This is a genomic window from Micromonospora sp. NPDC000121 (genome assembly GCF_042899165.1).
Lineage (GTDB): Bacteria > Actinomycetota > Actinomycetes > Mycobacteriales > Micromonosporaceae > Micromonospora.
The window spans coordinates 1,028,444-1,047,291 of sequence record NZ_JBIAZP010000001.1 but is presented as its reverse complement, the minus strand read 5'-3'; the positions used below and the strand labels follow the sequence as shown (position 1 = coordinate 1,047,291).

Genomic DNA, 18,848 nt, shown 5'->3' with positions numbered 1-18,848 from the left:
GCGACGTGGCACACGGCCCGCAACGCGGGCCTACCGGCCGTCAGCCAGCGACCAGGCGATGCCGTCGAGGATGTCGTGCTCGGAGGCGACGACCGACTCCATGCCGGCCCGCTCCATGATCACCCGGAGCACCAGGGCGCCCGCGCCGATCACGTCGGCCCGGCCCGGGTGCATCACCGGGATCGCGAGCCGCTGCTCGCGGCTCTTGCCGAGCAGGTCGGCCGTCACGTCGGCCACCGCCTCGTACGACACCCGGGCGTGGTGGATGCGGCCCGGGTCGTACTCCTGGAGGCCCTGGGCGATGGCGACCACGGTGGTGACCGATCCGGCGAGCCCGACCAGCGTGGCGGCCTGCCGGCCCGGCACGGCCGCCAGCGCCCGGTCCACCGCGACCGCGATGTCGGCCTGCGCGGCGGCGACCTCGTCCAGGCTCGGCGGGTCGCCGTGCAGGTGCCGCTCGGTCATCCGGACGCAGCCGATGTCCATCGAGATGGCCGCCTCGACGCCGCCGGCGCGGGTGCCCACGACGAACTCGGTCGAGCCGCCGCCGATGTCGATGACCAGGTAGGGCTCGCGCGCGTCGGCGGGCAGCCCGCGCACCGCCCCGGTGAAGGAGAGCCGCGCCTCCTCGTCGCCCGTCACCACCTCGGGCGCGACGCCGAGGGTCCGCTCGACCATCTCCCGGAAGTCGGCGGCGTTGGAGGCGTCCCGGGACGCCGACGTGGCGCACATCCGCACCCGCTCCGCGCCGAGCTTGTCGATGTCGGCGGCGTAGGAGGCCAGCGCGACGCGGGTGCGCTCGATGGCCTCCGGGGCCAGCCGTCCCGTCTTGTCGACGCCCTGGCCGAGGCGGACGATCTCCATCCGCCGGCTCAGGTCGACCAGCGGCGCCTCCGGCCCGGCCGAGGGGTCGGGCAGGTCGGCGACCAGCAGTCGGATCGAGTTGGTCCCGCAGTCGATGGCGGCCACGCGCGTCGTCACGGCAGCAACCCTACGTCAGTCCCCCGGGTGGCCGGCCGGTTGTCGTCGCGGCCCAGCAGTTCGGCGCCGAGCGGCGTCAGCCCGTGCAGCACCGCCCCGCCCTCCCGGACGCTGGTGACCAGGCCGGCCGCCCGCAGCGCCGCCGCGTGCTCGGAGGCCGAGGAGAGGCTGATCCCGACCGCCCGGCCGAGTGTGGTGGTGGTGTGTCGGCCGGGCCCGGCGAGCCGGCGCAGCACCGCCGCCCGGGTCGTCCCGAGCAGGCGACCGAGCGGGTCGGCGGCGCTCGTGGCCACCCGGCGGGGCATCGGCGCGGGATACACGACCAGCACCGGCCGGTCCGGTTCCACCAGCACCCGGGGATGCGGGCCGGCCAGCGGCGAGGGCAGCAGGATGAGGCCGTGGCCGGTGCCGGAGACCGTCGCGCTCCACCAGGTCCGCACCGTCAACGTCGGCGCCTCCCACCGGATCGCCGGGTGCAGCGCGTTCAGCAGGCCGTCCAGCCCGTGCGTCGCGAGGCGCCCGGTCGCTTCCGCCACCTGGTGCCGGTGCGCGTCCGCCAGCTCGGCCCAGTGCGGCCCGAGCACGCCGTCGTGCCAGGTGCCCAGCGCCCGGCCGAACAGACTCATGGCCTCGTCATCGGCCTCGGCGAACCGCCGGCGCAGCGGCGACCCGGCCAGACCGGCGTACGCGGCGGCGACCTCGGCCCGGATGCGCCGGGCCGGGGTTGCCCGGATCGCGTCCAGACCGGCGGCCACCGACTCCAGCCCGTCGAACGGGGTGAGGAAGTCCGGGAGCCGCCCGCGTGCGGGCAGCAGGTGCCGCAGCACGGAGGCGGCGGCCCGAACGCCGCCCGTCGCCGCCGCCGCGCCCGCCGCGGGGCCCGGCACCGCCCGGGCGGTGTCGGGGTCGTGCAGCGCCTGACAGGCCAGCAGGGCCGTCCCGACGGGGTGCAGGCGGTCGGCGAAGCGGACCCGGCACAGGTCCGCCGACCCGAGGCGGAGGCGGAGCATGCCAGCAGACTGCCTGCCTTCGGCCAGGACCGAAAGGGTTGACCCGCCACCGGCGCGGAATCCAGTGTGGACGCCGGGTCACGGGAGGGGGCGGGGCGTGCGACGGATGCTGGCAGCGCTGACGGGACTGGTGCTCATCACGGTCGCCACGGCGTGCGGCGGCGGGGATCGGGACCGGCCCGGGGCGACCCCGGCCCCGTCGCCCTCGGGGGCCGTCGAGCGCCCCGCCACCGGCGACCACCGGCTGAGCCTGCGGGCACGACGGGATCGACCGCACCTACCTGCTGCACGCCCCGCCCGGCTACGACCCGGCCCGGCCGACCGCGCTGGTGATCGCCCTGCACTTCTATCCCGGCACCGGCGCCGGCCTGCGCGAGACGACCGGGCTGGACGCGGTGGCCGACCGGGAGAACTTCCTGGTGGCGTACCCGGACGGGCAGAACGGCGGCTTCAACGCGCTGATCTGTTGCGGGACGCGCGACGACGTCGGGTTCCTCAGGTCGCTCACCGCGCACCTGGTGCGGACGTGGCGGGCCGACCCGGACCGGATCTACCTCACCGGGATCTCCAACGGCGGCGACATGAGCTTCCGGGCCGCCGTCGAGATCGACGGGGTCTTCGCGGCGATCGGCGTGGTCAGCGGCGGCTACAGCGGCCCCCGGACGGCCCCCGAGGATTACGTGCCCGAGCACCCGGTGTCGGTGATCACGTTCATCGGCGGGCAGGACCGCTACGCCGACGTCTTCACCGAGGGCGTCCGGACCTGGCAGCGGCGGCTCGGCTGCAAGCCGGCGTCCGGCGCCCCACAGGCGGGCGCGGCGGGCGTCACCCGGACCGACGCGCGGTGCGCCGACGGCAGCGACGTCACCGTCCACACGCTGCCGGACATGGGGCACTCGTGGCCCGGGGCGCGGGGCGCGGGGCGGCCAACTCGCCGCCCCCGACGCTGGCCTCGCCGCCACCGAGCTGATCTGGGACTTCTTCGCCGCCCACCCGCGCCGGACCTGACGACCGCACCCCCGGCGGGAGGCCGTGCGGCCGGTCAGAGGCGCAGCAGCATCCGGGTGTTGCCCAGCGTGTTCGGCTTGACCCGTTCCAGGTCCAGGAACTCGGCGACACCCTCGTCGTAGGAGCGCAGCAGTTGCTCGTAGACCGGCTGCGGCACCGGCGCGCCGTCGATCTCGGTGAACCCGAACGAGGCGAAGAACCGGGTCTCGAAGGTGAGCACGAAGATCCGGGCCACGCCCAGCTCGCGGGCCGCGTCGATCAGCTCCGCGACGATCCGGTGGCCGATCTTCCGGCCCCGGCAGGACGGGTCGACCGCCACCGTCCGGATCTCGGCCAGGTCCTCCCACATCACGTGCAGCGCGCCGCAGCCGACCACCACGCCGTCGTCCGCCCGGACCGCGACCCGGAACTCCTGCACGTCCTCGTAGAGGGTCACGGTGGCCTTGCTCAGCAGCCGGCGGTCGTCGGTGTAGGTGTCGACCAGCCGCCGGATGCCGCGCACGTCCGAGGTGCGGGCCCGCCGCACCACGATCTCGTCGGCCCCCGCCACGCCCGCGCCCGCCGTCGTCATTCGGCCGCCGGCACATCCACGCAGGGGCCGGCCGCCCACCACTTCTCCACCAACGCCAGCGTCTCGTCGCCGAACGGGTTGACCCCCGGCCCCGCCCCGAGCGCGTGCCCGAGGTGCACGTGCAGGCACTTCACCCGGCCCGGCATGCCGCCCGCGGAGATGCCGGCAATCTCCTGGACCTCGCCGATCGCCTCCCGGCGGGACAGGTAGTCCTCGTGCGCGGCGCGGTAGCGCGCGGCCAGCTCCGGGTCGGTGGCCAGCCGGTCGGCCATCTCCTTCATCAGCCCGGCCGACTCCAGCCGGCTGCACGCCGCCGTGGCCCGGGGGCAGGTCAGGTAGAACAACGTCGGGAAGGGCGTGCCGTCGGCGAGGCGCGGCGTCGTCTCCACCACGTCGGGCAGGCCGCAGGGGCAACGGTGGGCGACCGCCCGGGTGCCCCGGGGCGGGCGTCCGAGCTGCGCGGCCACCGCGGCCAGGTCGGCCTCCGTGGCCGGCTCGCGCTTCGGCGGGGGTACGGAGTCCGCCGCCGGCTCCTGCGGTGGTACGACTGTCACGGTGCCCATCTCTCGTTCGGTGCTCGGGTGCTGCTCACTTGTCGGGCTGTTCGCCGTTGGCGGCCCGCACGCTGGACCAGAGGGTGTCATACCAGGGGTCGGGCGTGGCGGGCTTCGCCGACTGGGCCGGCCCGCCGGCGTCCCGGGCGGCGCCCTCCGGGTCGGAGAGCACGACCAGCAGCGTCTCGTCGGGGCGGACCATGAAGAACCGCTCCCGGGCCATCGTCTCGATGTACGCGTCGTCCTGCCACTTGGCCGCCCGCTCGGAGAGTCCCTCGATGACCTCCCGCTGGGCCGCCTGGGCCGCCTCCATCCGCTCGATGTCGGCCTGCTGGTCGAGGTAGACCCGCACCGGATAGGTGTAGGCCAGGGCGAGCGCGATCAGCACCGCGAAGAGCACGGTGGCCCGCCCGGTGAGGCCCCGGGAGTGGGGTGCGGTGAGCCGCTTGACCGTGCCGCCGGCCGCCGTACGACGGGCCGCGGCGGGCCGCTTCGCGGAGCGTACGCCCTCGGCGCCCCGGGCCGCCCCCGGTGCGCGACCGGCGGTGGCACGCGGCTCGGCGCGGACGCCGCCGTCGCGGACCGAGGCCCGGGCGCCCCGGGCCCCGCCCGGCCGGCCGGAGTGACCCGGCCGGCGGACGGGGCGCTGACCACCCGGTGTGCGGCGCTGCTGCATCGTCACACCCCTCCCCCGAGGCTTCGCGCGTCTCAGGCCGAACGGTAGCGCGGGAAGGCGCCCGCCCCGGCGTACCGCGCCGCGTCGGCCAGCTCCTCCTCGATCCGCAGGAGCTGGTTGTACTTCGCGACCCGGTCCGAGCGGGCCGGTGCGCCGGTCTTGATCTGGCCGCAGCCGGTGGCCACCGCCAGGTCGGCGATGGTGGTGTCCTCGGTCTCGCCGGAGCGGTGGCTCATCATGCACTTGAAGCCGGCCCGGTGGGCCAGGTCCACCGCGTCCAGGGTCTCGGTCAGCGAGCCGATCTGGTTGACCTTGACCAGCACCGCGTTGGCGGCCTTCTCGGCGATGCCGCGGGCGATCCGCTGCGGGTTGGTGACGAAGAGGTCGTCGCCCACGATCTGGATGCGGTCGCCGACGGAGGCGGTGAGCGTCTGCCACCCGGTCCAGTCGTCCTCGGACAGCGGGTCCTCGATCGACACGATCGGGTAGTCGCCGATGAGCTTGGTGTAGTAGTTGCTCATCTCCTCGGCGGTCTTCGCGGCGCCCTCGAAGGTGTAGGTGCCGTTGTCGAAGAACTCGGTGGCGGCCACGTCGAGCGCGAAGACGATGTCGGCGCCGAGCCGGTAGCCGGCCTTCTCGACGGCCTCGGCGATCAGGTCCAGCGCGGCGGAGTTGGTGGGCAGGTTCGGCGCGAAGCCGCCCTCGTCGCCGAGGCCGGTGGACAGGTCCTTCTTCTTCAGCACCGACTTCAGCGCGTGGTAGACCTCCGCGCCGGAGCGCAGCGCCTCGCGGAAGCTGGGGGCGCCGATCGGCGCGATCATGAACTCCTGGATGTCGACGTTGGAGTCCGCGTGCGCGCCGCCGTTGAGGATGTTCATCATCGGCACCGGCAGCAGGTGCGCGTTCGGGCCGCCCAGGTAGCGGAAGAGGCTCAGCTCGGCGCTGCCGGCCGCCGCCTTGGCCACCGCCAGGGAGACGCCCAGGATGGCGTTCGCGCCCAGCTCGGACTTGCTGTCGGTGCCGTCGATGTCGAGCATCTTCTGGTCGATCAGCCGCTGCTCGCTGGCCTCGTAGCCGATGAGCTCGTCGACGATCTTGTCCTCGATGTTCGAGACCGCCTTCTCGACACCCTTGCCCTGGTAGCGGTCGGCGTCACCGTCGCGCAGCTCGATCGCCTCGAAGGCGCCGGTGGAGGCGCCGGAGGGCACCGCCGCGCGGGCGATCGTGCCGTCGTCGAGCCCGACCTCGACCTCGACGGTCGGGTTGCCCCGCGAGTCCAGGATCTCCCGCGCGACGATTCCCTCGATGGTTGCCACTGAGTCGCTCCTCGTTTGTGTGGTTCCGGTCCGGTGTGGGCCGCGACGGTGCGGCTGAGGCAGGTGTTGAACGCAGCGTATCGGGCGGCCGTCGGACGCGGGCGGTCCGGGCGCACGGAGACCCGACCCGGAGCCTGCCCTCCGGCGGAGCTTTACACGGACATTCCCGAATTCCCGGTCCTCAACCGGCATCGGGTTTGCGCGCGGTTGACCCGATCGGCCACGCTGGTCGCCATGCCCGCCGCCTCGACCACCCTCCGCATGCTCGCCGTGTCGGTCATCGCGTCGCTCACGGTGACCGGCTGTCAGACCCTGGACGACGCCGGCCGGGCGATCGGGCGGTCCGACCTGGTCAACGACATGGCCGCCCGGCTGGACCGGGCGCTGGAGCTGACGTACTCGGCCGACTACCAGCTCCCCGGCGGGCAGACCGCCACCATCGCCCAGGCGCAGGAACCGGCCCGCTCCGCCTACACCTGGCCCGGCGGCAAGCTCACCGTCACCCCGGAGGCGACGACCCGCTGCGAGACCGCCGCCGGCCGGGCGACCTGCACCCTGGAGGCCCCGCCCGCGCCCAACGCGAAACCCTCGGTGGCCCTGTTCACCGAGGCCAAGCAGCGGGGCCTGGTCACCCCGCCGATCGTGGTGGGGCTGCTGACCGCCGCCGCGCTGGACCCGGACACGGTGATCGCGCAGAGCGACACCACCCTCGCCGGTCGCCACGCCACCTGCGTCGACGTGGAGCAGTCGAGCGGCGACTTCACCGCCTGCGTGACCACGGAGGGGGCGCTGGGCAGCTTCACCGGCCAGGTCGACGGCAGGCCGGTCGAGCTGGCCCTGAACCGCTACCGCGAGACGGTCGACGGCACCGCCTTCGACCTGCCGTCCGGCGCCGGCGTGGTGGACCGCCGGACGACCACCTCGTGACCGGCCCGGGCGGGTTCGTCCCCGGGGCCGACCGCTCCGTCGCGCCCGCGCCGACCGACCTGGCCCTGCCGGTGGCCGGCCGCAAGCTGCTCACCGCCGCCGACGGCACCGTCCTGCGGGTCGCCGACCTGCCGGCCGACACCGTGTGGGTGCCGCTGGGCACCCTGGACGGCGTCCCCGCGTGGGCGGCTGAGGCGACCGGACCGGGGGAGCCACCCGGACCGGAGGAGCCACCCGGGGCGGCGGGGCTGCCCGGCCGCTGGCGCGGCTGGGCGTCGCTGGCCGCCGAGGCGCCCGAGCCGCTCGCCACGCTGGCCGGCCGGGCGCTGACCGTGGTCGACTGGCGGCGTACGCACCGGTGGTGCGGGGCCTGCCGGGCCGAGCTGGCCGACGTGCCCGGGGAGTCGGCCCGGCGCTGCCCCGACTGCGACCTGTACGTGCCGATGCGGCTCTCCGCCGCCGTGCTGGTGGCGATCACCCGCCCCGGGCCGGCCGGCCGCCCCGACGAGCTGCTGCTGGTGCGGCACGCGTACGGACCGACCGGGCTGTGGGCGCTGGTCGCCGGTTTCGTGGAGGCCGGCGAGACGCTGGAGGCGGCCGCGCACCGCGAGGTCGGCGAGGAGGTCGGGCTGACGTTGGCCGGGCTGGCCTACTTCGGCAGCCAGCCGTGGGCGCTGTCCGGCCCGAACGTGCTGCTCACCGGCTTCACCGCCACCGTCGCCGACCCCGCCGCCGAGCCGGTGGTGGACGGGCGGGAACTGGCCGAGGCGCGCTGGTTCCCGCTCGACCGGCTGCCGGCGGAACTGCCGCCCGCGTACTCCATCTCGCGCTGGCTGATCGACGCGACGGCGACCGCCGCACGGCGCTGAGCGCGCCCTGCCGCGCATGCTCTGCCGCGCGGGCGCCACGCGTGCTCTGCCGCGCGGGCGCCACGCGTGCTCTGCCGCGCGGGCGCCACGCGTGCTCTGCCGCGCGGGCACCACGCGTGCTCTGCCGCGCGGACGCTGCGCATGCCCTGTTAGGAGGGGGCCCTTCCTCTACCGGAAACGTTAATAACGTGCCCTTCCTTACACGCCGAGCAGGGTGCGGAGGTGGCGCGGGGGCGGGCAGTCGTGGGCGAGCATCGCGTCGTGCCAGTCGCGCACCGACACGCCGGCCGGGCGGGCGGCGGCGATCTCGGCCACCTCGCTGTAGCCGACGAAGTACGTCGAGAGCTGGGTCGAGGTGAGCAGGGCGCGCCGCCACTTGCCGGCCGCCTCGCCCTCCTCCTGGAAGCCCCGCCCGGTCATCAGCGCCATCGCTTCGGCCTCCGGCAGCTCCTCGCAGTGCACAAGCTGGTCGAGCAGCGCGTTGATGGTCATCCGGAGCTGCATCTTGAGCTGCTGCAACCGCACCGGCAGGCCGCCGAAGCCGAGGCCGGCCATCAGCTCCTCCGCGTAGACCGCCCAGCCCTCGATGAACGGCCCCGACTCGGTCAGCGCCCGGACCCGGGTCGGACCGACGTGCCGGCGGGCGTGGGCGAGCTGGAGGAAGTGCCCCGGCATCGCCTCGTGCACGGTCAGGTTGCGGATCATGTGGTCGTTGTACTCCCGGTAGAACGACTCGACCCGGTGCGCGGGCCAGTCCGCCGGGGTGGGCGCGATGCAGTAGAAGGTCGCCACGTTCGCCGTCTCCAGCGGGCCGGGCGAGTCGCAGTAGGCGACCGCGACGCCCCGGGCGAACTCGGGCATCTCCTGGATCACACAGGGGTCGTCGACCAGGGTGATCAGGTCGTGGTCGCGGACGAAGTCGGTCGCCTCGTCCAGGGTGACCGAGGCGAGCGCCACGATGGTGTGGTCGTCGGGGTGCTCGGCGGCCAGCATGTCCAGCGCGCGGCGCACGGTCTCGTCGTCGGCCGGGCCGCCGACCAGCTCGACGGCCGCCGCGCGGATCTCCTCGGTGACCCGGTCCAGGTTGGCCCAGGCCCGGCGCTGGATCTCGGCGGCGCCCAGCTCGGTGTCGAGGGTGTGCCAGAGCCGCGCCTCCCAGCGGCGGCGGCCCAGACGCGGGTCCCGCCCGGGGCCGGCGTCGGCGGCCAGGCCCTGACGCAGCCACGCGACGAACTCCTCCAGCGCGGCGATCGCCGCGATGGCGGCCGGCTCGACCCGGTCGTGCAGGGCGGGCGCCTGCGCGAGCAGGGCCGGCACCTCGTCGCGGATCAGCGCCGCCGTGCCGGTGAACTGCCCGACCGCCGTCTCGGCGTGGATGCGCGGCATGTCGCGCAGCGTCGCGCGGGCGGTCGCCAGCGCGTCCGGCACCGCCGCGAGCCGGCCGGCCAGGCTGGTCAGCCGTTCCTCGACCGGGGCGTACGGGCGGGCGGCCAGCGCGTGCAGCAGCGGCCCCGGATTGTGTGCCAGCGGATCCCACTCGTGCGCGCGGATCTCGGTCCACTCGAACAGCGCCTGGTCCACGAACGAGGTGAGCAGGGCGTGGTCGACGCGCTCCTCGACGTCCAGCGCGTCCGGGTCGAGTTCGGAGAGCGCGTCCGCGGCCTCCCTCAGCATCGCCTGGTCGGCCGCGGCGGCGGTCGCGGACAGGTCCGGCAGCCGGTCGTCGTACCGGTGGTCCCCGGTGGAGGTCGCGAGCCCCGGCCGGCTCTCCAGCAACGCGTCGACGATCCGCTCGGCGAGCGGCACAAAGGATTCCACCCACCGACCCTACCGGCGGGTGGAAGCGCGGCGAATCACCCCGCCGACGTGATGGTCAACCAGCGTGGCGTTCGGCGGCGCGGATCGCGTCCGCGTAGGCGAGGGCGGCGCGGCGCAGGGCCGCCTCCGCGTCCAGGCCGGCCTCGCGGGCCGCCGCCACCGTGCCGAGCAGGCTCGCGCCGAGCCGCGCCTCCGGGTCCACCTGGGACTCCGCCAGCGGGGGCGGCACGGCGAGCCCGACCCGCCCGGCACGCTCCAGGATCTTGGCGGCCAGGGCGAGCGCGGGCTGGCTCAGCGCGATGCCGTCCAGCACCGAGTCACGCGCCTTCTCGGCCCGCTTGATCCGCTCCCAACTCGCCTCGATCTCCTCCAGGGTGCCCGCCTCGCCCTCCGCGAAGACGTGCGGGTTGCGCCGGACCATCTTGTCGACCAGGCCCCCGGCCACGTCGTCGACGGTCCACCGCCGCGCCTCGGGCAGCTCCTCGGCGAGCCGGGCGTGCAGCACCACCTGGAGCAGCACGTCGCCCAACTCCTCGCGCAGCGCGTCGGTGTCGCCGGCGCTGATCGCGTCGTACGCCTCGTAGCACTCCTCCAGCAGGAAGCCCGCGAGGCTGCGGTGGGTCTGCGCCCGCTTCCACGGGTCACCGCCCGGCGAGGCCAGCCGGTCCATCACCGCCACCGCGTCGAGCAGCCGGGCGCCCGGCGGGTCCCACGAGCCGTACATCAGCTCCAGCTCGGCCAGGCCCGGCTCGCGGGCGAGCCGCAGGCCCAGCTCCCGGGCCAGCGACTCGTCGCCGGCCGGGCCGGCCAGCCACACCACGGTGCCGTGCGCCGCCGCCGCGTCAAGCAGCGCCTGGGTGGCCGGACCGTCGACCACCGTCACCTCGGCGCCCGCCGTACGCAGCGCCGTGGTCGACTCGCTCTCCGCCCCGGTCAACACCGGATGCCGGCGTACGACGTCCCAGGCGGCGGCGGTCAGCAGCCCGGCCGGCAGCCGGGGCGAGGTGACGAGCAGGACGATCCGCGCCGGCATGCTCAGCTGTCGGCCGGGCCGGCCGCCTCCGCCCCGGCGGGCGGCAGCGGGTCGGGGGTGGAGACGTCGGTGACCGCGTCCGAGCCGGACTCACCCAGCGGCACGCTCACCGCCGGGGCGTTGCCGGCGAAGCTCAGCACCGGGAACTCCAGCGGACGGTAGCGGGGGTTGACCGTCACATCGTGCGCGGCGACCACGTCGGCCAGCGCCTTCCGGGTGGCCAGCGCGGTGCGCAACTGCTCGCCGTCGAGCTGGCGGAAGGCCACCTCGTCGGGCACGTCGGCCGGGATGGCGCCCGCCTCGCGGCCCGCCGCCACCACGTCCCGCAGCTCCTGCTCGGTCGGCGCGGCCGGGGCCCCGGTCGGCACCCCGGACAGGCAGGTGTAGAGGTCGGCCACCCGCCGCACGTAGTCGGTGTCGGGCGACAGGCCGAACTGCTGGGCGAGCTGCGCCGCCTGCACCGCCTGCCGGGGCTGGTAGTTCTTCTCCGCCGAGACCCGTGCGCAGACCTCGCTCAGCACCAGCACGCTGGCGACCTCGCCGCGCCCGGGCAGTTGCGGCGCGGGCGCCGAGGGCTGGGCGGCCGGGGTGGCGGATTCCCCCGGGGTCGGGTTCTTCGCCCGCAGGTCAGCCATGACCCCGGCGATGGCATCCTCGGTGATGCGCTGGTCGCCCACGTAGGCGGCGACACCGGGCTCGGCACGGCAACCGGAGAGGGCGACGAGGCCGAGCGCCACGCTGGCGACGGCGACAAGACGGCGAGCACGCATGACGGTCACTCTCTCATGCCGCCCGTGGCGCATGTGACGCCGCCCACCCGTCGCCCCGCTCACCGGGCCGGGGCCCCGACCACCGCCGGCTCGCCCAGCACGTCGGAGAGGAGCTGGGCGCACCACTCCAGGAGGGCCTGGTCGCGCAGTGGCTCGCCGCCGATCCGCCGGGTGCTCGGCCTGGGCACGCTGACCTGGTCGAGCGCCGACTTGTAGACCGAGTCCGGGTGGTAGCGCTTGAGCCGCAGCTGCTTCGAGTCGGGCAGCGGCAACGGGCCGAACCGGATGTGCTTGCCCTGCATCGACACGTCGGTGAGGCCGTAGCGGCGGGCCAGCAGCCGGAACCGGGCCACCGCGACCAGGTTCTGCACCGGGGCGGGCGGCTCGCCGTACCGGTCGGTCATCTCGGCGACCACCTCGCGCAGCCGCTCCTCGTCGCGTGCCTCCGCGAGCTTGCGGTACATCTCCAGGCGCAGCCGCTCCACGCCGACGTAGTCGTGCGGCAGGTGCGCGTCGACCGGGAGATCAATGCGAACCTCGGCCGCCGTGCCGTCGGACTCCGGGCGCTCCCCCTTGAACGCCTGCACCGCCTCGCCGACCATCCGCACGTACAGGTCGAAGCCGACGCCCTCGATGTGCCCGGACTGCTCGCCGCCGAGCAGGTTGCCGGCGCCCCGGATCTCCAGGTCCTTCATCGCCACGTACATGCCGGCGCCCAGCTCGGTGTGCTGGGCGATGGTGGCCAGCCGCTCGTGGGCGTGCTCGGTGAGCGGCTTCTCCGGCGGGTAGAGGAAGTACGCGTACGCCCGCTCCCGGCCCCGGCCGACCCGGCCGCGGATCTGGTGCAACTGGGCCAGGCCGAGCAGGTCGGCGCGCTCCACGATCAGGGTGTTGGCGTTCGGGATGTCGATGCCGGACTCGACGATCGTGGTGCAGACCAGGACGTCGAACTCCTTCTCCCAGAAGCCGACCATCACCTTCTCGAGCGCCTCCTCGCTCATCTGGCCGTGCGCCACCGCCACCCGGGCCTCGGGCACCAGCTCGCGGAGCTTCCGCGCCGCCTTCTCGATCGACTCGACGCGGTTGTGCAGGTAGAAGACCTGCCCGTCGCGAAGCAGCTCGCGGTGGATGGAGGCGGCCACCTGCCGCTCGTCGTACGCCCCGACGAAGGTCAGCACCGGGTGCCGCTCCTCGGGCGGGGTGGCGATGGTGGACATCTCCCGGATACCGGTGATCGCCATCTCCAGGGTGCGCGGGATCGGGGTCGCCGACATGCTCAGCACGTCGACCGAGGCGCGCATCGTCTTCAGGTGCTCCTTGTGCTCGACGCCGAAGCGCTGCTCCTCGTCGACGATGACCAGGCCGAGCGACTTGAACCGGGTGGCCGCCTGGAGCAGCCGGTGGGTGCCGATGACGATGTCGGCGGTGCCCTCGGCGGCCATCGCCAGGGTCTGCTCGGCCTCCTTCGGCGTCTGGAAGCGGGAGAGCTGCCTGATCGTCACCGGGAACTGGCTCATCCGCTCGGCGAAGGTGTTGTAGTGCTGCTGCACGAGCAGGGTGGTGGGCACCAGCACCGCCACCTGCTTGCCGTCCTGCACCGCCTTGAACGCCGCCCGGACGGCGATCTCGGTCTTGCCGTAACCCACGTCGCCGCAGATCAGCCGGTCCATCGGGACCGTCTGCTCCATGTCCCGCTTGACCTCTTCGATCGCCGCGAGCTGGTCCGGCGTTTCCTGCCACGGGAAGGCGTCCTCCAGCTCCCGCTGCCACGGCGTGTCGGGGCCGAAGTTGTGCCCCTTGGACGCCTTGCGGGCGGCGTAGAGCTGGATGAGCTGCGCCGCGATCTCCTTGACCGCCTTGCGGGCCCGGGCCTTGGACTTCTGCCAGTCCGAGCCGCCCATCTTGTGCAGGGTCGGCTGCTCGCCGCCCACGTAGCGGGAGAGCTGGTCGAGCTGGTCGGTGGGGACGAAGAGCCGGTCGCCGGGCTGGCCGCGCTTGCTCGGGGCGTACTCGATGACCAGGTATTCCCGGGACGCGCCGTTGACGGTGCGCTGCACCAGCTCGACGTAGCGGCCGATGCCGTGCTGCTCGTGCACGACGTGGTCGCCGGCCTTCAGCTCCAGCGGGTCGATGGTGTTGCGCCGCCGGCTCGGCATCCTGCGCATGTCCCGGGTGGAGGTGCCCCGCCCGCCGGTGACGTCGTTGCCGGTGAGCAGCACGAACCGGGACGCCTCGTCGACGAATCCGCTGGTCAGGTTGCCGCAGCTGACCAGCAGGTCGCCGGGGGCGGGGGCGGCCGGGATCTCCTCGGTCAGCCGCGCGCCGAGGCCGGCGTCGCGGAGCACCTCGACCGCCCGCTGGGCGGGGCCGTGCCCCTCGAAGACCAGCGCGATCGACCAGCCCTCGCCGGCCCAGCGCTTCAGGTCGTCGACGACCCGGGCGGTCTCGCCGTGGTAGAGCGGGGCGGGCTGGGCGGCCAGGGTCACCGCGATCGCGTCGTCGGGGGTGACGTCCGCCTCGGCCGGCTCGTCCTCCCAGGGCTCCCGCGCCGGGGCGGCCTCCGCCTCGGCCAGGCCGAACGGCGACAGCGTCCACCAGGGCCGGCGCAGCTTCGCGGCGGCGGCGCGGACGTCCGCCAGGGTCCGGAAGGCGGCGGCGCCGAGGTCGACCGGGGCCTGGCCGCCGACGGCGGCGGCGGCCCAGCTCGCCTGGAGGAACTCCTCGGAGGTACGCACCAGGTCGTGCGCCCGGGTGCGGATCCGCTCCGGGTCGCACAGCAGCACGTGGGTGCCGGCCGGCATGCAGTCCAGCAGCAGCTCCATCGAGTCGGCGCCGATCAGCGCCGGGGCGAGGGACTCCATGCCCTCGACGGGGATGCCCTCGGCCAGCTTGTCGAGGATCTCGGCCAGCTCCGGGTGCTCCTCGGCCAGCGCCGCGGCCCGCTTCCGCACCGACGGCGTGAGCAGCAGCTCCCGGCAGGGCGGCGCCCACAGCTGCGGCACCTGCTCGATGGTCCGCTGGTCGGCGACGGCGAAGGTGCGGATCTCCTCCACCTCGTCGCCCCAGAACTCGACCCGGGACGGATGCTCGTCGGTGGGCGGGAAGATGTCGAGGATGCCGCCGCGCACGGCGAACTCGCCCCGCTTGGTGACCAGGTCCACCCGGGCGTACGCCATGTCGGCCAGCCGGCGGGCGACCTCCTCCAGGTCGGCCTCGGCCCCGGCGGCGAGCTGCACGGGCTCCAGGTCGCCGAGCCCCTTGAGCTGGGGCTGGAGCAGCGACCGGACGGGCGCCACGACCACCCGGAGCGGGCCGGTGCGGCCGTGCGCGTCGGCCGACTCCGGGTGCGCGAGCCGGCGCAGCACGGCCAGCCGCCGGCCGACCGTGTCGGAGCGGGGCGACAGGCGCTCGTGCGGCAGCGTCTCCCAGGACGGAAAGACCGCCACCTGCTCGGGCGGGAGGAGGGCGCCCAGCGCCGAGGCCAGGTCGTCGGCCTCCCGCGTGGTGGCGGTCACGGCGAGCACGGGGCGGCCCGCGCCGCCACCCGCCCCGCCCGCCGGGGATCCGCCGCCGGCCCCGTCGCCGGCCGGGTCCGCCGCTACCGCGGCGACCGCGAAGGGGCGCAGCGCGGGCGGCGCGGTGATGTCGAGGCCGTCGACCTGCGCGGCACCGGAGCGCGCCAGGTCACGCGCCCGGGCCAGCCCGGGGTCGGCCAGGGCGGCGGAGAACAGACCGGTGAGCATGTCAATCACTTCCCGTGGGATCGCCGGCTCGGCACGCGGCAGCGCCGCACACGACAGAAGCCCCGCGTCCGTCGGGACGGGGGGTGCACGCCCGCCAGCCTATCTCGCGGCGGGGACAATCTCGCCCAGAGCCGGCGGCGACGCCGGCACGGAACCGGATCCCGCCCGGGGCGGCGCCGGGCGGGACCGGATCTTGACCGGGCGGCGCCGGGCGGGACCGGACATTGACCGGGGCCGCGCCGGGCGGAACCGGATCTTGACCGGGGCGGCGCCGGCGTGGTCGGCTTCGATCATGAGTGGGCAGTGGCGGGCACAGTTCGACGCGGAGGTCGTCTTCGCCAACGGCGGAGGGCTGCGGACCGACGGGTTCCGGCTCGACATCCCCGGCCGGGAGATCGGCGACGACGAGCTGGCGGCGCTGTTCGTCCGGCACCTCGGACTGCTGATGGTGGCCGAGGTGCGGATCAGCGGGAAGACGATCGTCCAGGAGCCGCACAAGGGCGGCCGGGGGCTGACCGGTCCGGCCGGTGCGACCGGCCCGGACGGCGGGACCGGGCGGCGGCTGGTCGAGCTGAGCCACGTGGTCACCGACGGGATGACGACCCTGCCGGGCTGGCCGGCCCCGCGGATCACCGAGTGGCTGACCCGCGAGGCGTCCCGGGCGAACTACGCCCCGGGCACCGAGTTCCAGGTGGGGCGGATCGACATGATCGCCAACACCGGCACGTACCTGGACACTCCCGCGCACCGCTACGCCGAGGGCGCCGACCTCGCCGGCACGCCGCTGGACCGCCTCGCCGACCTGCCCGGCATCGTGGTCCGGGTGCCGGCCGGCACCCGCGCGATCGACCGACTGATGCTGGCCCCGTACGACGTCGCCGGGCGGGCGGTGCTGCTGCACACCGGCTGGGACGCGCACTTCGGCACCGACCGGTACGGCGCACCGGAGGCGCCCCACCTCACCGGGGACGGCGCCCGGGCGCTGGTCGACGCGGGTGCCGCCCTGGTCGGCATCGACTCGATCAACATCGACGACATGAGCCGGGCCGCCGCCGGCGAGCGCCCCGCGCACAGCACGCTGCTGGCCGCCGGCATCCCGATCGTGGAGCACCTCACCGGCCTGGACGCCCTGCCCCCGAGCGGTTTCCGGTTCACCGCCGCTCCGCCGATGGTCGCCGGGATGGGCACCTTCCCGGTACGCGCCTTCGCCGTCCTCGGCACCTGACCTCGGCCCGCCCAGCCCCGGGTCCCCAGGGCTTCGGTGGAACGTCATGGGTGCCAGGACCGGTCGTCGACACCCATGACGTTCCACCGAGCGCGCGCCGACAGCGGCGGGGGCGGGTCAGTAGCGCACCGAGATGCGGCGTTCGACCGAGTCGACCCGGATGTCGCCGCCGTACGGGACGATGAGCTGCGGGTCGGTGTGGCCGAGGTCGACGTCGAAGACCACCACCGCGTCCGGGTTGTACGCGGCGAGCGCCCGGGTGACCGCCTCCCGCTGGGTGTCGGCCCACTCCCGCCGCCCGTCGACGGTGTGCGGCCGGTCGAAGTCCCACGCCTTCGCCCGGCCGACGAGCACCGCCGGGAACGCGGCGAGCAGCCCGCGCTCGCCCATGTTGCGCAGGATCCGGAACACCTCGGTCGCCGAGGGCATCTCCTCCGACGTCTCGACGATCAGCACCGACCCGGCCAGCTCCCCGGCCGGCGGCACCCGGTCGGTCGCCATCAGCCAGTGCAGGATCTCCAGGTTGCCGCCCCAGGTGCGCCCCTCGACCACGGCCGTCGGCCCCTGCCAGCGCCAGCCCTCCCCCGGCAGCATCTCCGGCTCGTGGGCAAGCGTCGCCGGGTCCCGCCAGTCGTTCGGCCGGTCGCCCCACTCCGGGGCCGGCGCCAGGTCGTACCAGCCGGAGGTGAAGAGCGCGGCGCGCAGCGAGTCGAACGTCAGCGGGTGCGGCCGGCCCGGCCGGCCGAGGTGCACCAGCACCGACCCGCCGTGGTACGCCACGACACCCAGCCGGTGCAGGTGGTTGAGCACGTTCGTGTTGTCGGAGTACCCGAAGTACGGCTTCGGATTGGCCCGCAGCACGGCGTCGTCCAGGTGCGGGGTGACCGTGATCAGGTCGTCCCCGCCCACGGTGGCGAGCACGGCGGTGACCGTCGGGTCGGCGAAGGCGGCGGTCAGGTCCCGCGCCCGGTCCCGGGGGTCGGCACCCGCCACCCGGGTGGTCGGGTACTCCACCGGCTCCAGGCCGAACTCCTCGCGCAGCCGGCGCAGCCCCAGCTCGTACACGTGGGGAAAGATCGCGGGCAGGCCGGCGGAGGGCGAGACGACCGCGACCCGGTCGCCGGGGCGGGGTTTCGGGGGGTAGCTCGGCGACGTCATGATCGAACGCTAGCGGGTCAATCGAACGGTTTCCGCCGGGATAACCGCGACGAAAGCCCCGAAAGCCGCCCTAGGCTGGCGGCGTGGACGAGGAGGCGCGCGACCGGCTGCGGACCCTGGGGCTGCTGCTCGGCACCCTCGTGCTCGCCACCGCGTTCATCGCCGCCTACGTCGGCGCGCTGCACCGGCCGACCCCGCGCGACGTGCCCGTCGGGGTGGCGCTCGGCGACCAGAAGGCGCGGGCCCTCCTCGACGCCGTCCGCAACCAGACCAACAAGATCAAACCTGTCGGATACGCCGACCCGGGCGCCGCCGACGACGGCCTGAGCACCCGCGAGGTGTACGGGGTGCTCGCCGCCACGGCCGAGGGCGGGCTGGCCCTGACCACCGCCAGCGCCGCCGCGCCCGCCGCGGTCGACGTCGTCGTGCAGGTGCTCTCCACCGCCGCGCGGCAGGCCGAGCTCCCGCTGCGGGTGACCGACGAGGTGCCGGTGGCCGAGACCGACCCGCGCGGGCTCGTCCCGTTCTACCTGGCGGTCGGGTACGTCCTCGGCGGGTACCTCGCCTCCACCGTCCTCGGCCTCGCCAACGGCACCGCGCCGCGCGGCCCGCGCCGGGCCGGGCTGCGGATCGCCGCGCTCGCGGCGTACAGCCTGGTGCTCGGTGCCCTCGGCGCGGTCGTGGTCGGGCCGGTCCTCGGCGTCTGGGACCACGACCTGGTCGGCGTCGCCGCCGCCGGGGCGCTGGCGGTGTTCGCGGCGGCGATGGCCGCCTCCGCCGTGCAGGGCTGGCTGGGGCTGCTCGGCACCGGGCTGGTGATCCTGCTGTTGGTGGTGCTCGGCAACCCCGGCTCCGGCGGCATCTACGCCCCCGAGTTCCTGCCCACCTGGCTGCGCGGCATGCACCGGTGGAACGTGCCGGGGCTGGCCACCGACCTGCTGAAGTCCGTCGTCTACTTCGACCGCCGGTCGACCGGCTGGGCCGTGACCGGGCTCGCCCTGTGGTGCGTCCTCGGCGCGGCCGGGCTGCTCGCCGCCAGCCTGGTCCGCGGCCGGCGCGCGGCGCCCCGGCGGCGGGGGCGTCCCGCGTCCGCAACGGACTGAGGAATGGGACGAAACCGGGACCCCCTCCTGCCGACGGGGGCGTCGTGGATACGATCCAGGGGATCGGACAGCGCTGTCCTTCGTAC

The 18,848-nt window shown here is 74.9% G+C and carries 16 protein-coding genes; 5 read left to right on the top strand and 11 right to left on the bottom strand.

Going from position 1 to position 18,848, the window contains the following annotated elements:
- Window positions 1–30: 30 nt before the first annotated feature.
- Together ACFY23_RS05090 and ACFY23_RS05085 are read right to left on the bottom strand one after the other, a co-directional pair.
- Complete coding sequence (locus ACFY23_RS05090) at window positions 31–969, bottom strand: Ppx/GppA phosphatase family protein (RefSeq protein WP_350686976.1); 939 nt, start codon at window positions 967–969, stop codon at window positions 31–33.
- Window positions 970–977: 8 nt separating this feature from the next.
- On the bottom strand, window positions 978–1,991 hold the full coding sequence (locus tag ACFY23_RS05085; protein WP_350818862.1) for a helix-turn-helix transcriptional regulator: 1,014 nt from the start codon (window positions 1,989–1,991) through the stop codon (window positions 978–980).
- A gap of 329 nt (window positions 1,992–2,320) precedes the next feature.
- Here ACFY23_RS05085 and ACFY23_RS05080 point away from each other — a divergent pair, with 329 nt between their 5' ends.
- Complete coding sequence (locus tag ACFY23_RS05080) at window positions 2,321–3,121, top strand: PHB depolymerase family esterase (RefSeq protein ID WP_350684996.1); 801 nt, start codon at window positions 2,321–2,323, stop codon at window positions 3,119–3,121.
- On the opposite strand, the gene ACFY23_RS05075 is transcribed toward ACFY23_RS05080, so the two are convergent.
- From ACFY23_RS05075 to eno, 4 genes are read right to left on the bottom strand one after another with little or no spacing between them, the layout of a single operon-like run.
- The gene (locus ACFY23_RS05075) at window positions 3,034–3,570 is read right to left on the bottom strand and encodes an amino-acid N-acetyltransferase (RefSeq protein ID WP_350684997.1); all 537 of its coding nucleotides are present in this window, start codon (window positions 3,568–3,570) and stop codon (window positions 3,034–3,036) included. The genes ACFY23_RS05080 and ACFY23_RS05075 overlap by 88 nt on opposite strands.
- A complete protein-coding gene (locus ACFY23_RS05070) occupies window positions 3,567–4,124 on the bottom strand; it encodes a DUF501 domain-containing protein (protein WP_350684998.1) in 558 nt (185 codons plus the stop codon). The genes ACFY23_RS05075 and ACFY23_RS05070 overlap by 4 nt, the downstream gene beginning before the upstream one ends.
- Window positions 4,125–4,158: 34 nt before the next feature.
- Complete coding sequence (locus ACFY23_RS05065) at window positions 4,159–4,800, bottom strand: septum formation initiator family protein (protein WP_350685003.1); 642 nt, start codon at window positions 4,798–4,800, stop codon at window positions 4,159–4,161.
- A gap of 32 nt (window positions 4,801–4,832) precedes the next feature.
- Entirely contained in the window at window positions 4,833–6,116 is a 1,284-nt protein-coding gene (gene eno, locus ACFY23_RS05060) for a phosphopyruvate hydratase (RefSeq protein ID WP_350684999.1), read from the bottom strand.
- Between the two features lie 234 nt (window positions 6,117–6,350).
- On the opposite strand from eno, the gene ACFY23_RS05055 reads away from it, so the two are divergent.
- Entirely contained in the window at window positions 6,351–7,043 is a 693-nt protein-coding gene (locus ACFY23_RS05055; protein WP_350685000.1) for a hypothetical protein, read from the top strand.
- Window positions 7,040–7,912, top strand: coding sequence for an NUDIX domain-containing protein (locus ACFY23_RS05050; RefSeq protein ID WP_350685001.1), 873 nt, complete (start codon window positions 7,040–7,042; stop codon window positions 7,910–7,912). Before ACFY23_RS05055 ends, ACFY23_RS05050 begins: the two co-directional genes overlap by 4 nt.
- 198 nt (window positions 7,913–8,110) lie before the next feature.
- Here the strand turns inward: ACFY23_RS05050 and ACFY23_RS05045 are convergent, their stop codons facing one another.
- The 4 genes from ACFY23_RS05045 to mfd are packed head-to-tail and all read right to left on the bottom strand — an operon-like array spanning window position 8,111 to window position 15,276.
- Window positions 8,111–9,730: a DUF885 domain-containing protein gene (locus ACFY23_RS05045; protein WP_350818865.1), complete on the bottom strand. Its 1,620-nt coding sequence runs from the start codon at window positions 9,728–9,730 to the stop codon at window positions 8,111–8,113.
- A 55-nt stretch (window positions 9,731–9,785) separates the two neighbouring features.
- Entirely contained in the window at window positions 9,786–10,763 is a 978-nt protein-coding gene (locus ACFY23_RS05040; protein WP_350686898.1) for a nucleoside triphosphate pyrophosphohydrolase, read from the bottom strand.
- 2 nt (window positions 10,764–10,765) lie between these two features.
- On the bottom strand, window positions 10,766–11,533 hold the full coding sequence (locus tag ACFY23_RS05035) for a hypothetical protein (RefSeq protein WP_350686900.1): 768 nt from the start codon (window positions 11,531–11,533) through the stop codon (window positions 10,766–10,768).
- A 59-nt stretch (window positions 11,534–11,592) separates the two neighbouring features.
- On the bottom strand, window positions 11,593–15,276 hold the full coding sequence (gene mfd, locus ACFY23_RS05030) for a transcription-repair coupling factor (protein ID WP_350818866.1): 3,684 nt from the start codon (window positions 15,274–15,276) through the stop codon (window positions 11,593–11,595).
- Window positions 15,277–15,568: 292 nt separating this feature from the next.
- Between mfd and ACFY23_RS05025 the strand changes: the two genes are divergently transcribed.
- Complete coding sequence (locus ACFY23_RS05025) at window positions 15,569–16,501, top strand: cyclase family protein (protein WP_350678485.1); 933 nt, start codon at window positions 15,569–15,571, stop codon at window positions 16,499–16,501.
- A gap of 117 nt (window positions 16,502–16,618) precedes the next feature.
- Here the strand turns inward: ACFY23_RS05025 and ACFY23_RS05020 are convergent, their stop codons facing one another.
- The gene (locus ACFY23_RS05020; protein WP_350678487.1) at window positions 16,619–17,659 is read right to left on the bottom strand and encodes a S66 peptidase family protein; all 1,041 of its coding nucleotides are present in this window, start codon (window positions 17,657–17,659) and stop codon (window positions 16,619–16,621) included.
- Window positions 17,660–17,742: 83 nt separating this feature from the next.
- Between ACFY23_RS05020 and ACFY23_RS05015 the strand changes: the two genes are divergently transcribed.
- Window positions 17,743–18,762 (top strand): hypothetical protein, encoded by a 1,020-nt coding sequence (locus tag ACFY23_RS05015; protein ID WP_350678489.1) that lies wholly within the window; start codon window positions 17,743–17,745, stop codon window positions 18,760–18,762.
- Window positions 18,763–18,848: the final 86 nt, after the last annotated feature.

Excerpts from the sequence above, each read along its gene's own strand:
- ACFY23_RS05085 (WP_350818862.1), bottom strand. The coding sequence starts at position 1,991 with ATGCTCCGCCTCCGCCTCGGGTCGGCGGACCTGTGCCGGGTCCGCTTC.
- ACFY23_RS05040 (WP_350686898.1), bottom strand. The coding sequence starts at position 10,763 with ATGCCGGCGCGGATCGTCCTGCTCGTCACCTCGCCCCGGCTGCCGGCC.
- ACFY23_RS05035 (WP_350686900.1), bottom strand. The coding sequence starts at position 11,533 with ATGCGTGCTCGCCGTCTTGTCGCCGTCGCCAGCGTGGCGCTCGGCCTC.
- ACFY23_RS05020 (WP_350678487.1), bottom strand. The coding sequence starts at position 17,659 with ATGACGTCGCCGAGCTACCCCCCGAAACCCCGCCCCGGCGACCGGGTC.
- ACFY23_RS05065 (WP_350685003.1), bottom strand. The coding sequence starts at position 4,800 with ATGCAGCAGCGCCGCACACCGGGTGGTCAGCGCCCCGTCCGCCGGCCG.
- ACFY23_RS05055 (WP_350685000.1), top strand. The coding sequence starts at position 6,351 with ATGCCCGCCGCCTCGACCACCCTCCGCATGCTCGCCGTGTCGGTCATC.
- ACFY23_RS05025 (WP_350678485.1), top strand. The coding sequence starts at position 15,569 with ATGAGTGGGCAGTGGCGGGCACAGTTCGACGCGGAGGTCGTCTTCGCC.
- mfd (WP_350818866.1), bottom strand. The coding sequence starts at position 15,276 with ATGCTCACCGGTCTGTTCTCCGCCGCCCTGGCCGACCCCGGGCTGGCC.
- ACFY23_RS05075 (WP_350684997.1), bottom strand. The coding sequence starts at position 3,570 with ATGACGACGGCGGGCGCGGGCGTGGCGGGGGCCGACGAGATCGTGGTG.